The 16,920-nt window shown below is 44.3% G+C and carries 10 protein-coding genes and 1 pseudogene; 7 read left to right on the plus strand and 4 right to left on the minus strand.

Going from position 1 to position 16,920, the window contains the following annotated elements; translation table 11 throughout:
* Positions 1 to 27 precede the first annotated feature (27 nt).
* The 6 genes from QUA58_RS06235 (at position 28) to QUA58_RS06260 (ending at position 8,631) form a co-directional block, all read left to right on the plus strand.
* Positions 28 to 3,369, plus strand: coding sequence for a DEAD/DEAH box helicase (locus tag QUA58_RS06235; RefSeq protein ID WP_333393347.1), 3,342 nt, complete (start codon positions 28 to 30; stop codon positions 3,367 to 3,369).
* A gap of 21 nt (positions 3,370 to 3,390) precedes the next feature.
* A complete protein-coding gene (locus QUA58_RS06240) occupies positions 3,391 to 4,179 on the plus strand; it encodes a hypothetical protein (RefSeq protein ID WP_333393348.1) in 789 nt (262 codons plus the stop codon).
* A gap of 190 nt (positions 4,180 to 4,369) precedes the next feature.
* Entirely contained in the window at positions 4,370 to 5,062 is a 693-nt protein-coding gene (locus QUA58_RS06245) for a polysaccharide deacetylase family protein (protein ID WP_333255547.1), read from the plus strand.
* 4 nt (positions 5,063 to 5,066) lie between these two features.
* Entirely contained in the window at positions 5,067 to 6,056 is a 990-nt protein-coding gene (locus QUA58_RS06250) for a DUF6263 family protein (RefSeq protein ID WP_333255549.1), read from the plus strand.
* An 86-nt stretch (positions 6,057 to 6,142) separates the two neighbouring features.
* Complete coding sequence (locus tag QUA58_RS06255; protein ID WP_333393349.1) at positions 6,143 to 7,624, plus strand: S-layer homology domain-containing protein; 1,482 nt, start codon at positions 6,143 to 6,145, stop codon at positions 7,622 to 7,624.
* A 332-nt stretch (positions 7,625 to 7,956) separates the two neighbouring features.
* Entirely contained in the window at positions 7,957 to 8,631 is a 675-nt protein-coding gene (locus tag QUA58_RS06260; RefSeq protein WP_333393350.1) for an acetoacetate decarboxylase family protein, read from the plus strand.
* Between the two features lie 312 nt (positions 8,632 to 8,943).
* Here the strand turns inward: QUA58_RS06260 and QUA58_RS06265 are convergent, their stop codons facing one another.
* The 4 genes and pseudogenes from QUA58_RS06265 to QUA58_RS06280 form a co-directional block, all read right to left on the minus strand.
* A complete protein-coding gene (locus tag QUA58_RS06265) occupies positions 8,944 to 9,423 on the minus strand; it encodes an orange carotenoid protein N-terminal domain-containing protein (protein ID WP_333393351.1) in 480 nt (159 codons plus the stop codon).
* 383 nt (positions 9,424 to 9,806) lie between these two features.
* Positions 9,807 to 12,932: an MFS transporter gene (locus tag QUA58_RS06270; protein WP_333393352.1), complete on the minus strand. Its 3,126-nt coding sequence runs from the start codon at positions 12,930 to 12,932 to the stop codon at positions 9,807 to 9,809.
* Positions 12,933 to 13,341: 409 nt separating this feature from the next.
* Positions 13,342 to 13,722: pseudogene (locus tag QUA58_RS06275) on the minus strand (hypothetical protein); the annotation flags it as partial.
* 57 nt (positions 13,723 to 13,779) lie between these two features.
* On the minus strand, positions 13,780 to 14,769 hold the full coding sequence (locus tag QUA58_RS06280; RefSeq protein ID WP_333393354.1) for a hypothetical protein: 990 nt from the start codon (positions 14,767 to 14,769) through the stop codon (positions 13,780 to 13,782).
* 280 nt (positions 14,770 to 15,049) lie between these two features.
* Here QUA58_RS06280 and proS point away from each other — a divergent pair, with 280 nt between their 5' ends.
* Positions 15,050 to 16,855 (plus strand): proline--tRNA ligase, encoded by a 1,806-nt coding sequence (gene proS / locus QUA58_RS06285; RefSeq protein WP_333393355.1) that lies wholly within the window; start codon positions 15,050 to 15,052, stop codon positions 16,853 to 16,855.
* The last annotated feature ends 65 nt before the right edge of the window (positions 16,856 to 16,920 follow it).

Below are 16,920 nucleotides of genomic sequence, written 5' to 3' on the forward strand. Positions count from 1 at the left end.
CTTAACTACATAAGATTAGTGCTAACTATGAGTAATCTATTGTTATGGCAACTTGTCTACCACTTGTCAGGGCTGACAATTTTAGGGAGAACAGAGCAAGAACCATTGGGATCTTTACCAATTCCAATACGGACGGCTGTTCTTAAAACTATTGACCTGCCAAATCCAGGAACCATTGAAGTCACATTATTCAAAGAGTCTCTTCTGTTCGCAGAAGGTGAGTACGAGTGGGTAGATAGTTGGGGTTTCCCCAAAAAAACGGTTAGTGAGTTGATAAAACAGGAGTATAATCATCCAATACTGCACCAGCTTTCCGAGCGATATTCCACATATCAGAAAGTAGCTTTCACATTAATATGGCAAGCTGTAAACGGCGGAAAATCTCGCCTCAAAATAGCTGATTACCAACCGACAGTTGCAGCCTTGGCTCTAGCAGTGCTAGATTCATTAGCCTTAATAGAACGGGTAGCAGAACTGTACGGATTACCCGTAGAGTTACCAGAAGTTGACCTCTACTTAGTAGGGTCAGTTGATGAGTTTGGCGTAACCCAGCTAATGCGTTATTATCGGGGTGCTGCATTTGATGAAACAGCAAGTAATATAGATTATTGCCAAACTACTGTGCAATTGGTGGCAACAACAGAGTTGCCAAGCGACGTGGATTTTCTGTCAGTAGCTGAGTCTTTATCTTACAAGGAAAATGAGACGAATTACACTTTTGATAAATTAGAAAAGTTTGTTTTGCCTTTTCTGGATTATGTGGGAAATGTGCCACCTCTGCAAGCACGCCCAGTTTCCTTTGGGCGACCTACACTAGACTACTTTGCCCGTCGTTATTTTTTAGTTCCAGAACTTAAGCCAGAGCAAGTAGAACTGATACAGAAAGCTTTATCCAATGAATCATGTTTGGGGCTGTTACCAACAGGATTTGGTAAGTCTTTGATCTATCAACTCTATGCTTTGTTAATTCCTCGCACTACCTTAGTAATCAGCCCTCTACGGGCTCTGATCCGCGACCAAGTACACAACTTAAGTCGCCCTGGTCTTACCTGTGTAGAATCTATTAGCTCTCTGGATCGGACTCAGGCTAAAAAAAATGAAAAGCTTCGGCTTTGTTTTCAAGAATTTCGCTACCGACTGCTATACATTACACCTGAACGCTTACAGATCAAAGAATTCTACGACGAATTGAAAGCGACGATGCAGAACTCTCCAGTGGGTGCTTTAGTTATTGATGAAGCTCACTGCGTGTCTGAGTGGGGACACGATTTTAGACCGGCATATCTGCAAATTGAGCGTTTGCAGCAAGCTTTAGAAAAAGCTTCCGGACAACCCGTACCGATTATTGCTCTGACTGCAACCGCCTCGGAACCTGTGCGTAAAGACATTTTGCGTGTGTTGGGGCTAACTTCAAATAGTGTAGTGCAACTAGCAAGTAGCGATCGCCCTGAGTTGAGTTTATCTGTACATTCGGCAAGCGAACCCCAAGATAAGCCAGTTCTTCTGGCGGATCTAATTCAAACAATTGTTCCCCAGGTACTCAGCATTTCCTTAGAAGAATTAGTACCCACGAACGAAAGTCCTCCTTACTCCCATGCGGGACTTATATTCGGAATTTATGCCAACTCTCATGGACGTAGCACCATTGGTGAGGGAGTACACCACATTGCCTACGAACTCAGAAATCGGTTAATTTCTGACAATAGCATCATCGAAGTTCACGCTAGTAGTGTTCCAGATTGCTGCCCAAAATGTGGTTCATCCGTAATGAAAGATGTTAGCAATAAGCATTGCCGCTGTCTGGAGTGTCAAGAAGTTTTTCAAGAGTCCCAGACAAAGCCACTTAAAAACTGGGATAAACTCATTCAACAGCGCCAAGATGATTTCCAACATAATCAATTTCCATTGCTAGTTGCTACTAAAGGTTACGGCATGGGAATTGATAAGCGCAACATACGCTTCGTCATTCACCACAGCCTGTCCAGCAGTCTTGAAGCGTACTACCAAGAAGCCGGACGCGCAGGTCGCGATAAGCAGCACGCTCATGTAGCAATGCTCTATCATGCACCTCACCCAAAGTGCAAAGAGGAGTACATCGATCGAGAAGTCGATCTTCAGCCCCCCTGTGTTTCCAACGACCATAATTTTCACTTTTGGAAGTGTCCATACTTTAAAGATCATCTGTGTGATTACGGGCATCAAGCCCGTTTTATCCGTGGTCATTATCCTGGTTTAGAAGAGGATGTTAAAAGTATTATGGATATTTACAGAAAACTGGTCGCTGGAGAGAATCTTACAGTCAAGGGAGACAAACAAAACAAGAAAACACAATTAGCACTCTCTAGACTACAGCAGCTTGAAATCGTTAAAGAATTTTCCATCAAGTATCATTCTTTATATCAAATTGAATATCAAGTAGAGTTTGACCGCTCTTGGTCGCTGCCAGAGGTAGCTGATACTCTTAAAAAATTATTAGTTCAGAAAGATGTCAATGAAAACTACGCCAAAACACAAATCAATCAAATTTTGGTTCCGTTCTTCAGTCAATCTCTTGAAAACTGGCGCGAGCGGGCGTTAGCTGAAGCATTATATCTTATAATAGGGAGGATTTATGAAACAGTCCCTCGGATGCGCTATCAAATGCTGCAAAATCAGTTGGATTATGCTAGAAGTCACGAAGAGGGAACCTGTCGTCGCGTTGTCCTCAGAAGTATTTTTGATTCCATCGATCATTTAAAGACTGGCAACTACAAATGTAATTTTTGCGATGTTTGTATTCCCGATCTACAATTTAATAACGAAAAAGCTACTGTTCTTCAGCAGGATGCTCAAGTCGATGAAATTCCAGCTCAGCTTTCTACCCTATTACAAGGATTTGAGCAAATTGCTTTACAAGAAGTTTTGCAGTTCGCTATAGAGCGTGGAGCAGTAGCGGGAATGTTTGCCCTTGTTACTAACCGCCTAGAGCGTGACCCTACAAACCTAGCTGCACTCTTTTTGGCAGGTGCGCTAGCGCGGGAACGCCAACGTGAAACTCGGGCTTTTGATTATCTGAGATTCGGGTTTAATGAAGGAATTAAACAGGGGTTATCTCCCGATAATCTTCTACTTTTCTATGAAGAAGGTGTGCTTTTACAGCCTAAAGAAGCTTTTGAATGGCTAACTCAGGTTGGTGGATATTGGGATACTGAGGAGGGATTAAAATTCTTGATTCAGGAAGCAGCTCAAAGGTTCGGTACTGATTCCACGCATTACCGTGTACTAATTGTGAGGTGGCTTCTTGGAAGGTTCAATGAAGTCAGTGATGATTGTGCTGCTTTCAAGCCAACGATTGAGGTTATCAAAAATGGCTTTGAGCGAATGAGTTAAATTATTATGTGAGGTAAAATCATGGCAGAATTTTTGGATAATTTAGAGCTACTGGAGAAAGAAGTTGCCAAATATCGTAGTAAATTTCAAGAGTCTTCTGAGGTTTTGAATGATTTGGCTAAAGTTCAGCTTGATTTTGAGAAGCTTGCAGAAAAGTATCAGAAGTTAGAAGAAGAGTATCATCAACTAACAGAACATATAAATAAAGCCAAAATAATTTCAGCTTCGTTACAATCTGATTCAAAGAGTGCCATAGAGCGAGTATTACAAGCACATAAAAGCTTTGAACAGCGCTTTTTAGAACTAGAAAATGCAACAAAGACAAGCACAACTCAAGCACGGGAAAGCTTGGCTCAACATTTTGCTAACTTCGAGAGCGCTGCTGATGACCGATGGGAGAAATTTTGCGATAGGTTTTCTGTCCGTTTAAACGAGCTGGAGCAACAAATTCAAGAGCTTAAAAAAGAATTTGCAGAACGTCTGAAAATTTTAGGAGCTAATGATTCAGCAATTAACGCTAGATTAGGCAGCGTCGAGTCTGAAATGAAGTCAATCAATCAAATTCAAGTAAGTGCGGCGGATCAATGTAAAGGTCTAGAAGAACGTCTGACCAAAACAGAGCAGTCGGTTTCTAATTTAGAGCTGGATACAAGAAAAACTCGCCGATTAGTATATACAATGGGGGCAATAGGAACCATATTAGCTTTATTTTTGGTAGGATTGCTATTTTGGTTCCAATCCCGAAATGCACAGCTCGATCGCCAAATCGAACAACCTCGGATTTTAAAGCCTGGTAAGTCAACTAAATAGCGAACTCCAATCACCATATTTATCTGGAGTAAATCATAATTAATCACCTGATTTACCCAAATAAATACAACAATATATAAACGCCAAGCCTGATCAAAATTCAATTTTAATTTTGTTAAACTTGAATAGCGCCAGAAGAAAGGCGCAGTTACATAAATTCTACCCGATCGCACTTTCGCAACATTAACCAATGCCACTAGCACCTTTGTTTCCTGTCGTTCACCCGATTCTCAAATCTACTTTTCCCGGATGTCTGTGGACGGGAGATATCAACAGCCGAGAAATAGCCCTAACATTTGACGACGGGCCGCACCTGCAGCACACACCTCAACTACTGAAAATTTTAGATAAATACGACATCAAAGCAAGTTTTTTCTGGCTGGGATTTTGCGTTGACAGACATCCAGAAATTGCCAAAGAAGTGTACGATAGCGGACACTGGATAGGTCTCCACGGCTACCAGCACGTATCGTTTGCCAAACTCAAAACCCATGAACTAAAACACAGTTTAGAAGATACGCAAAAAGCTATTAGCAAAGCTTGCGATTTAGACCCCAAATTAATCCGCGACGTGCGGCCGCCGAATGGCATTTTTATACCGCGAACATTAGAATTATTGCAGCAGTGGGAATATCGCCCGGTAATGTGGAGTGTTGTCCCGGAAGATTGGGTGCGGCCGGGGGTGATGAAAGTTATGAGTCGCGTGGTGCAGCAAACAGAAAACGGTTCAATTATTGTACTTCACGACGGTTATTGCGGTGGTGAAGATGTCGCGGCTTCTGCTGATAAAATAATTCCACTGCTATTATATAAAGGTTACAAGTTTGTAACAATCGATCGACTTTGGCAACAGGCAAACATTCAAGCAATAAAGGCAAATTAAAATCATGCTCAAAAAAACACTGTTTGTAGCATCTCTTTGTTTGGCAAGTACGGGATTGGCGATCGGGCTTTCTCCTGCTTCCCTCAGTGCTAAAACCCCACTTGTCGTACAGCAGCCAGCCAGTGACCTGTCCGTGCCTGCGATCGACTCGAAACGCCCTCAAGTCGAACTGGTAAATCCGGGAGTGGAACCCCGACAACAGTTGCGTTTAAAACCAAATTTAGGTGTTAAACAAACGACTACTATGGTTGTAAAAATGGAGATGGAAGTGTCTACAGCCGACAGAAGTACGAATGTGAATAAAGTTCCGACTATGGTCTTAACTATAGACACACAAGCCACTAAAATTGATGCCAATGGAGATATTCACTACGATTTTTCATACGCTAGCGCAGATATTGCTGCTGATACTCCAAATTTGCCAACTGCGGCCCTGGATAGTATGCGATCGGCAGTTAAAAAGTTAGTTGGATTGAAAGGTTCTTTCATCATGGATAGTCGGGGCGCGAGTAAAGGAGGTAGCTTTACTTTGCCGGAAGAAGCGGACAACAACACCAAACAAATGGTTCAAAATATGTCTAAATCTTTACAACAGCTTGCCTCGCCTCTGCCGGCAGAAGCAGTTGGAAAAGGCGCTAAATGGCGCATCTCTTTTCCATCTAATGTCAGTGGCATGAATGTGAATCAAACTGCTACCTATGAATTGATTGGCTTGCAAGATGGAGTTGCTACTCTCAAAACTAGCGTAGAACAACAAGCAAATCCCCAAAATATGACTTTACCCCAATTACCTGCTGGCTCTAATATGGCCATAAAATCTTTTGTGTCTCAGGGTCAGGGAGAAGTGATAATGCGACTGGATCAATTAATGCCTGTTCGTTCTGTCGTCTCTATCAATTCTAATTCTGAAATGACTATTAAAGTTGCAGGGAATCCAAAAGAATTAACAATGAAAACAAAAATGCTGATGGAGATGACTTTAGATTCTAAGTAGGTCTTAAATCTGGCTAACATACCTGATACGATCTAAAAATTACGAAAATTTCGATCGCAAACAAAGCAAGTAGAGGAGGCTGTTCTATGGTTCGATCGCACAAACGTCAAGCTGTCATCGCTTTAGTCGCAGCTTTGGGCACAATCATCGGAAATTTAGTATTTCCAGGCCTGAATGTAGCCCCGGCATTAGCCGAGGCCAAATTTCAGGATGTTAAAAACCATTGGGCCCAAGGTTGCATAGAAGAATTAGCAGACAAAAAAATCATCAGTGGCTACTACGAAGACGGCAGTTTTCGCCCGAACCGCCCAGTCAGCCGCGCTGAGTTTGCGGCAATGCTGCGTAGGGCTTTTCCAGATGCAAAAACAGTCCGCAATCCGATCGACTTTGCAGATATTCCCACAAACTACTGGGGTTATAAACCAATTCGAGAAGCTTATCAGACGGGTTTTCTATCCGGTTACAGCGGCAGTATTTTTAACCCGACTCTTAACATTCCCCGCTGGCAGGTTTTGGTAGCATTAAGCAGCGGCTTGAAATATACGCCTACAGGGCCAGCGGCTGAGATTTTGGATGCGACTTTTGAAGATGCGCCGGAAATTCCAGAATTGGCAAGAAATGCGATCGCCGCCGCAGCAGAAAAACAACTTGTGGTCAATTATCCCGCCGTCAAACAGCTAGAACCTACGCGCAATGCTACCCGCGCCGAAGTAGCAACTTTCTTGTGTCAGGCGATCGCCAAACCCGGACAAACAGCCTTAGTTCCCTCGCAATACATCGCCCAAGTCCCAACGAATGTCGGCCCGGCGAGAACCACAGAAACCTCGGAATCTGGGAATATTCGGGCTGAAGTTTCTTTCGTAAAAGAAGGAGAAAATGCCAAAAATATCCGCATCAAAATTATCCGCAACGGTCAAACTTTATTAGAAGAACCAGTGCTAATTCCCACTCGTTCCCTAGTAGATAATCCAGACAAAAAAGCCAACGAAGAAGTATCAGAAGGGCGTTTGTTATCGGTGCGAATCCGCGATTTTGACGGCGACAAAGAACCGGAAGTGCTGGCAGATTTAGTCTCAATCAATAGCGGTGTCCGCTGCTGCAATTATTCATTTATTTACCGCTACGACTCAGCAGCCAAAAAATACACTCACATCAAGCATTTTTGGGGCAATGTGAGTTACGAAATTGTCGATTTTGGCAAAAATGATATCCCGGAGTTCAAGAGTCTAGACGGGCGATTTGCAGAGGCTTTTACAAATTATGCGGATTCTCGGTTGCCGCTGCAAATTTGGCAGTACCGCCAAGGTAAAATGGAAGATGTTACTAAGCAGTATCCCGTGGAAGTATACACGAATTCTGCTGAACTATGGCTGGAATCTAGAAAGCGATCGAGCGAAGATGCAGAGGTAAAAGGGGTGTTGGCCGCTTTCATGGCTAGTAAGTATGTTGCGGGCCAGGAGGCGGAAGGTTGGCAATTGTTGGACAAAGTTTATCAAGGGCGCGATCGCACTCAATTCTTTGCGAAATTGCGCGAGTTTTTGGTAAGCACTGGTTATGCGAGTAAGTAGAGAAAGAACCCCCTAAATCCCCTTTTAAAAGGGGAGTAGGGGTTGAGGTTGAACGACTCATGTTTTCGCCTTAAGGAAGAGAACTTTCAAGACTTTCCCCCCCACGAAGGCAACACTCGAAAGTTCCGCCAACATCAGGACGGCGATATTCTACGCTAATGCTATCTGAGGGTTGATTTTCGGCAAAGGTTTTTACTTTGTACTTTTTGAGACTATAAACATTAAGACTTAAATAATTTTCCAAAAACTTTATAAATAAATACCAAAACCAGTTGCTGTTTTAGAAGTTGAGCTAAAATAAGTATAAAATATCCCACATAAAATCCCTGAAAATGGTATATCCACCTGCACCTTGGAATTTGCAAGGTTATGCTGTTCAGACTTTACAATTAATAGATGTGGCACGGGTGCGTCCCTTGGTTCCATCTGAGTTAGAAATAGTCTCTGTATTGCCCGGAAAAACCCTAGGTGGAGTTTATATATCCTCCTACGGATTGGGTTCCGTGATGGAGTACAATGAGTTAATTGTCGTAAGCGCGATCGCCAATTATGCAGGAAAATGGGGCGCTTGGATTTCCCACATCTACGTAGACAACCCTAACTCAGTAGCCGGCGGGCGCGAAATTTGGGGACTTCCTAAAGAATTAGCTCAATTTAGTTGGGAAGGCAACGATTCGGTAAAAGCAACACCGCTAGGCTACCGAGTTACAGTTAGCCAAGCAAACCGTCAACTGTGCAGTCTCAATTACAGTCAACAAAGTTTAGCGCTACCTGTATCTTTTAGCGGAAATGTTTTCAGCACCTATCACAGAAATTTGCTACTATTCAAAGGAGAATTTCAGTCTCGACTCGGTTTGATTAAAGGTAAATTAGAAGTAACTGAAGAAAGTCATTTTGCCAGTTTAAACTTAGGTCAGCCCTTGCTTACAGTTGCCTGCGAAGATATGCGTTTAATGGCAGGTGCGCCGGAAGTTGTGGGAAACATAGCTGCTGAATTCAGTTATTAGCTGGAAATTGCTATTGACCTGCAATTCCCGCTTTACGCAGGAATTGCAGGTCAATATTAAACCAACCTTTTGCACCATTAAAAGCGTTGATGCAGTATGTTTGCAAGAAAACTGGTTTCTGATTGCTCGTGCTGATTGTACTGAAATTAAATCAATTCCAGTTGTACTCATACATGATGTTAACTGTTAACAGTCAACATTCAACAGTCAACAGTCAACAGTCAACAGTCAACAGTCAACAGTCAACAGTCAACAGTCAACAGTCAACAGTCAACAGTGAATTTACTATTCCGATGAAGAGAGGATTTGATATTAAATGCCAGCCCCCGGAGCGGCTTCAGCACCCATTTCTAAAACTGTACCGCGCAGGAAATCAATTTGCTGCTGAAAATCCATGCCCTTAATCTTTGCTAATAAAGCATTTCCAGCTTCGGGAAGTTTATAGTCGGAAGGTACGGGAATAATAGTTCCTTCGTCCATTCCTACTGCCAGGAAGTACCAAAAAGCCAGCTTGGTTTCAGGGCTCATCGAGCCGTACATCCGGCTGATTTCAGTATTGGCTTTTGAGGCAATGTCGCGCATTACTTGCAGTTGTTCTTCCTTGGGCAGCGGCTTGACTTGCTCGAACAAACCCTCAGCAATTTCGGAACCGGCAGCACCCGGAGCCGCTGGCGTGATTGACTTGCCCATTTCGGTGTAAACAAACCACAGCAAACCTAATTGATCGTCTACATTCAAGCTCTGCATATCTGCTTTTCCTTGGTCGTAGGCGCTGGTAGTAGAAAATGTCATGTCAGTCTCCAAAATAATATGTATTGCTCTGTTTGTTTATGGCAAAAACTTGTTTTGCTACTGAATAAAAATTAGCAAATAAATAGGGAGGCTAGAATCTTGCTGAAGGTAGAGATGAACCCGACAGTAATTAGTGGTGGCGGCTCCGAAGGTGGTAGGAAGTTTACAACTAAAGGATGATGCGGTGTGTCTCAGGTCAATTACGATTAAGAGCGTCAAGTTCGATCGATCGCAATTCAGTTTTTGTTCATTTTTGAGTACGTAAGTGCGATCGCTCGAACATTTTTTGCCGTTGGAGCGAATACGCTATTATTCCCAAAAAAATAGGCTGGCGAACAGCCAGCCTAGAATCAGGAGAATTTTAATTGAAACTTGTTGAAATTCTAGCTAAACAAACCCGAAATACCGCCGACTGCTATTGCTCCAGCCAGAGCCGAAACAACCACAGAAGTTAGAGCCGTACCGAACAGCCACCAAGCAGCAGTTGCTGCAGCTTCGCGCGCATCTTCTGCTTGCTGCTTGGTCTTTTTCTTGATATCTTTAATGCGTTTTTTGGCTTGCTCTTGCAGGCGTTCCGAGCGCGACAGCACGCTGTCCCTGGCTCCTTCAATTTGGTCGATAATTTTGTTAGCTTGGCCTTCTGAAATATCGGAGCGAGAGCTAATTACTGCGACTAAAGTACCGCGATCGAATTCGCCTAAACGCTCTTTAATCGCGTCAAATCCGGCCTGCGGGTCGTCAAACACTTTGCGGAAGTCTCGCTTGATGCTTTCGTAGTTGAGTTCTGGTCGATCGAGCGAATTGAGGTAATCCCGAATTTTGGCGAAAATACCGTCAATTGCCGACTGGAACTTGTCTTGCACCATTTGAAGTTGTTCGACAAACTCGTTGCGGACAGATTCGATCCGATCGGCAATTTGGTTGGCTTCCTCTTCGGAGATGTCTTCCCGCTGCGACAGCAAGGCTACCAGCGTACCGCGATCGAAGTGCTTGAGCCGATCGCCCAAACTTTGCATCCCCGTTCCCGGCTCGCTAAACAGCAACTGCAAATCGCGCTTGATACCGTCAGGATTGAGCTCTTCCTTGTTGGTATTCTGCAAGTAATTTTCCAAACTTCCTTGGAAATCCTTGACAGTTTTTTGAGCGCGAGATGCCAAACGACGGGGCGATTTCACGATGCTGCGAATCGAATCTTGCACGCGATCGATCGTCCGATTGATTTGTTCTTCGTTCAAATCTTCCCGCTGCGAAAGCAACTTGACCAAGGTTTCGCGATCGACCTGAGACAGCCTTTCCCGCAGCGCCAAAGCGCCTTCTTTCGGATTTTCAAACAATTTGGTCAAATCCCGATTCAGACCTTCAGGATCGAGTTCTTCCAGGTTGGTATTCCGTAGGTACTCACCAATTTTGCCAGTAACTTCCTCGTACTGTTCCTTAGCTTTATCCGCCACGATCTGCGGTGCGTGGACAATGTTGTCGCGCACGGATTCGATTTTGTCGATCGCCCCATTTATCTGTTCTTCGTTGAGGTCTTGGCGCTGCGACAGCAGTTGCACCAGCGTATCGCGGTCGAATTGAGACAAGCGTTCTCTCAGCGCTTTCAATCCGGCTTCCGGGTCGCTTAACAGCGTTTGAAACTCGCGCTCGATCGCTTCAGGATTGAGCTCTTCCTTGTTAGTATTGCGGAGATACTCTTCTACCTTTTGGCGCAATTCTTGCGCTTTCGATTGCGCTTGCTCTTGCAATTCTTGAGCTTGAGAAATCACGCGATCGCGCGAACTTTCCAGCCGCCCAATTAACTGATCTGCTTCTTCCGGGCTGAAATCCTCCCGCTGACCGAGCAATTGTACCAAAGTATCGCGGTCAAATTGCGACAGGCGATCGCGCAACGCCTCAAAACCAGCATCGCGATCGTCCAAAAGCGCTTGGAAGTCCTTCTCGATACCTTCAGGATTCAATTCTTCCTTACCAGTCGATCGCAAATAATTCTCAATCCGGCTGCGTAAATCTTGAGACTGTTCCTCACCAGCAGCATCTCGAACAATGCCCAAAACTTCTTGACGGACACCTTCAAGCTGTTCGGCAATTTCCGTCGCCTGTTCCTGACTAAACCCCTCGCGGCGGCCCAAAATCCCTACAAAATACTCAGGATTAAACATCTCTAACTGGCGCAAAACTGCCCCCGGAGAAGCTTCGGGATCGTAAATAACATCCCTAAATTCCTGCTTGATAGTTTCTCGGTTGAGATGCCAAGGTTGAGTATTCAGTAAGTAATTTTCCACATCAGCCTTAGCTGTATTGAAAGGCAGTGCAGGCAATTTATCGCCCACCTTCTCGCTCAAAGACTTAGCTTTTTCCTTTCCTTTTGCAGTTAGTTGCTGCAACTGACCAGAAATTTTTTCAACATCCAAATCCGACAAATCAGTACGCGACAAAACAGTGCCCACCAGAGCTTCCACGCCCAACTGTATCGCCCGGTTAATGCCCCCGCTGGACTCCGATTTGTTGTCCCGATTTTCCAGGATTTGAGACAATTTGGCGTTGAGTTCGTCAGACTTCAGCAAATCGGGAGCCGCAAACTTGAGAAAATCAACTAACTCTAAATTCGGGTCTTTCTTTTCTTGCTGCTTGCCAAATGTTTGCTTCCAAACGCCTTCGAGTTGGTCGGCAACTTGATTTATTTCTTCTTGAGAAAAATCACTGCGGCTGCTAATCAAATCCACAAAAGTCTGGCGGTTAACATTTTTTAAAACATCGGTTCCCGCCAGAGATTTGATATCGGCATCCCCCAGCAACTTTTCAAATTGACCGCGAATTTCCTTGACATCCAACTTCGGCAACTGCAAAGAACCCACATAATCTTGCAGTGTTTCGCGAATGCTCTCCGGGTCTACAGCCGAGCTCAATTCGCGGCGGACAGCAGCCACAGATGCTTCCACAGTATTGACCATTTGGTCGCCTGCCATCTTGCCGCCGATCGCTGAACCGGCAGTACCCATAACGCCTTGAATGCCCGAAAAAGCAGTTTTTATCAAGGAACCAATCATCGAGCCGACGGCGCTAGAACCCAGCCATACTAAGGTTAAAAAGTACGCAGCCCAAATGACAACACCAATAATTGCCGCTCCATCTACCGAGGAAATTGAAGTTAATTTGACGGCCAGAAAACAAGCTACAAATAAAGCTATGTTAACTGTGACTAAAATCCAACCGCCGACTAGACCTTCAGTCTTCCGAACTTTAGTACCAAAACTTTCGGAATCGTCATCATCATCGGGTAAAGCGTCGTCCCAATTAGATATTTTGGCGGCAATCGAGAAATTTGTTAACAGGAATTGGAAGCCGAAAGCCATAATGACCCCGGCGATTAATGCCACGAAAAACTGAGGACTTAGAAACATCAGCCCTGCGACATCCGGGTGCTGGAATGGGACATCTCTTTGCACCGGCATTTGGGCAATATTGAATTTGGGACTGTACAGCGACATTAATAACTCGCTTTCAAACATAAATTACCTCCTAAATTTTGATGCCGAATCAGGCATATTGAAATTATCCCCTAACATTTAACTAGGGGAATGGACACTTTTTTGATGGTGGTTTTTTTCGTCAGGCTTTATCTTAAGGAAGCCCTAATTCGTAAAATAAGGATGAATAGTAAATCAGTTCTTTAGTTATGTCATCCTTACTGCTGATTATGGCTCTGGAAGCGGAAAAATAAATCCCTCTAAAGTCAGAAATGAGTTGATTTGGGAGGAGTAGCCGTAGAGTTCGCCCAAAAAATGCAGGTTTGAGGCGGGGGCGATGGCTAGTAATTATCACAGGGGCCATCAAGACTTTTTATGTAATTAATAGGGCGTGGTTACTTAATAAAGTGCGATGTGGCGCACCCTACATATCGTAGAGTGCGCTGTCTTTTTAGGATTCCGTTTGATTTTTAGGCTGAAAACGAGCTAGTAATTCCGGGCGATCGAGCTGCATACTCAGTCGCGTGCTTTCAAGAGGTTCTAGTTGAATCAAAGGCTCAATTATTTGGGCTAATTCTTCATCGATTTCGCCAAATCTTACTTCTAATATACTCTCAATAATCTCGCGTTTACCTTGCTGAAAACCTTGCTGAAAACCTTGCTGAAAACCTTGCTGAAAACCTCGCTCGATACCTTGCTGGATACCTTGCTGAAAATATTGCTCGATACCTCGCTGAATACCTTGCTCGATACCTCGCTGAGTTGCTTCTTCAAGCCGTTGTAAATAGAGCGGTGACAGTTCCATAATTAACTCCCGATTTTCTCGATAGATCATAAATATTCAAGTGATATTTAGCGCACCCTACATATCGTAAAGTGCGCTGTCTTTTTAGGATTCCGTTTGATTTTTATGCTGAAAACGAGCTAGTAATTCCGGGCGTTTGAGCTGCCTAATCAGTCGCGCGCGATCGAGGCTTTCTAGTTTAATCAAAGGCTCAATTATCTGGGCTAATTCTTCATCAATCTCGCCAAATTTCACTTGTAGCATACTCTCAACTATCAAGCGTTGACTGCGCTGGATACCTTCTTGGATACCTTGCTGTATACCTTCTTGGATACCTTCTTGGATACCTTGCTGTATACCTTCTTGGATACCTTGCTGGATACCTCGTTGAGTTGCATCTTCAAGCCGTTGCAAATAGAGGGGTGACAGTTCCATAATTAACTCCCGATCTTCTCGATCTATGTCTTGGCGGATTTCTAAAATCGTTCGCAAGTTGTACAACAATTCTAACGCGCTCAACCGAAAGAAATTATCAGAGGGTAATTCTCTCAATTCGGCAATAGCTTGCTTTTGCACGTTTCCCTTCCCCAAAATCCTCAGCCACAGCGTTTCGGGAGTGCGGGGCAGTTGGTGAATGGCAATAATTGCTGCTTTCAGAGACGGACTCAGAAAATAAACTCCATTTACCCAATTTTCGGGTTCGGGAATCGCTCCAAATCCAGCTAACATAACGTCGGAAACCGTCGGCGAGAGTATCCAGAGTTGGGGCAAGTCTGCCTCTGCAATCTTGCTATTATCTCTGGCTGCGACTCGTTCATATTCGGCGTGGACATCAAATAGTTTGCCCAAACAACTGCGAATTTCTCCAGTTTGAACAGGACTGCGGAATGGTTCCAATACAGCGGGTTTTGCTGCAATTTGACCCAAAATGCCGAGGGCTGTTGCTTCGACTTCTGGTTCGGCTTTGGGGGCAAAAAAAACGTCAATCTGCCTCACTTCTCCAGCAATGTCGAGGCTGGTTTCGACTTTGCCCAGAGGGGTTAATAGTTCTTTGAGATACTGTTTTGCGAATTGGTCGTGAATAAATCTAGTCATGAGAATTGTCAGCTATCAAGTGTTTAAAAATCTCGCCATCAACTCTTAACTGTCAACTGTCAACTGTCAACTGTCAACTGTCAACTGTCAACTGTTTTCATCTTTTAAGGCAATCCACTGAGATTGCAGAGTAGGAGAGTGACAATTATCAAATGCTGTCATACCTTTTTGATAATTTTTTCAAATTTTGTTCATAGATTTAATCAAATCTGGCTTAGTTCTGATAATATCAGAAGTTAATCTGAGATTACAATCATCCGGTCTTTTAAGGAAATCAGCTATGCGACTCTCTCAAATGCTTTTTGTCACCCTGCGGGAAGACCCTGCAGAAGCAGAAATTCCCAGCCACAAACTATTACTCCGTGCGGGATACATCCGGCGCATCGGTAGCGGCATTTACGCTTATCTGCCTTTGATGTGGCGAGTTCTCAAAAAAGTCTCCCAAATTGTGCGGGAAGAAATGGATGCTACCGGCGCTCAAGAATGCCTTCTCCCGCAACTGCAACCTGCAGATTTGTGGCGGGAATCCGGTCGCTGGGATACCTACACTAAAGCTGAAGGTATCATGTTTTCTCTCACAGACCGCCGCGATACTGAGTTGGGATTGGGGCCAACTCACGAAGAGGTAATTACTACAATTGCTAAGGATATGGTTCGTTCCTATCGGCAGTTGCCTTTGCATCTCTATCAAATTCAAACTAAGTTTCGCGATGAAATTCGCCCGCGTTTTGGGTTGATGCGCGGTCGCGAGTTTATTATGAAAGATGGCTATTCTTTTCATACTAGCGAAGAAAGTTTGAAAAAAACTTATCAGGATATGGATCGAGCATACAGCAATATGCTGCGCCGATCGGGCTTGGAATTCCGAGCAGTAGATGCCGATTCTGGTGCAATTGGTGGCTCTGGCTCTCAAGAGTTTATGGTGCTGGCAGAAGCGGGTGAGGATGAAGTTCTTTATACTGAAGATGGTCAGTATGCTGCTAATGTGGAGAAGGCTGTATCGATTCCTGCTGATGCGGAACCGTCGCCATTCGCAACTTTTGAAAAGCGGGAAACGCCGGGAACTGACACAATTGATAAACTGGGCAAGTTTTTGAAATGCTCTCCGACGCAAGTTGTCAAAAATGTGCTTTATGAGGCTGTTTATGACAGCGGTATTACAGTTTTGGTATTGGTAAGTATTCGCGGCGACCAAGATGTGAATCAGGTAAAGTTGCTGAATGAATTGACGAAGTTAGCACCAAATTATCAAGCTAAAACTGTTTTATTTTTGACGGTTCCTGATGCGGAAGCTCAGGGGAAATGGGCGACTAAATCTTTGCCTCTGGGTTATATGGCTCCGGATCTTGCTGATGATTATATCGCTGGAAGCAAGGAGGTAAATTCTAAGTTTTTGCGTTTGGTCGATCGCACTGCTGTCGATCTAACCAACTTTGTCACTGGTTCTAACGAGTCAGGATACCACGTTGTCGGGGCTAATTGGAACAAAGAATTTCCGCTACCTGCAACGGTTGTGGGTGTCAGAACGGCCAAAAAGGGCGATCGGGCGGTGCACAATCCCGAACAAACCTTGCAAAGCGCCAGAGGTATCGAAGTCGGCCACATCTTCCAATTAGGCACAAAATACTCGCAAGCAATGGGCGCCACCTACACCAGCGAACAAGGGGAAGAAATGCCCTTTGTGATGGGCTGCTACGGTGTCGGCGTGTCGCGGCTGGCTCAATCTGCCGTAGAACAATCCTACGACAAAGACGGGATCATCTGGCCAGTGGCGATCGCGCCGTATCACGCCATCATTAGCATCCCCAATATTTCCGACGCCCAACAAGTAGAAGTCGCTGAAAAACTCTACGCAGAACTCAATCAATCTGGCATTGAAACCCTACTAGATGACCGAGACGAACGAGCCGGGGTTAAATTCAAAGATGCCGATTTAATCGGCATTCCCTATCGCATTGTTACAGGTCGTTCGCTGAAATCAGGTAAAGTTGAAATTGTGGAAAGAGCAACTCACAAATCCCATGAAATTCTCATTGAGGAAGTTAATGCTACTTTGAAAAACTGGATTGATGCCGCCATCAAATAAGTTGTTATAACAGTAAGGTGCGCGGCGCGCACCTTGCATTAGCCCAAAATATCAGTTGTTATGCG

It is taken from the genome of Microcoleus sp. N9_A1 (assembly GCF_036701795.1).
Taxonomy (GTDB): domain Bacteria; phylum Cyanobacteriota; class Cyanobacteriia; order Cyanobacteriales; family Microcoleaceae; genus Microcoleus.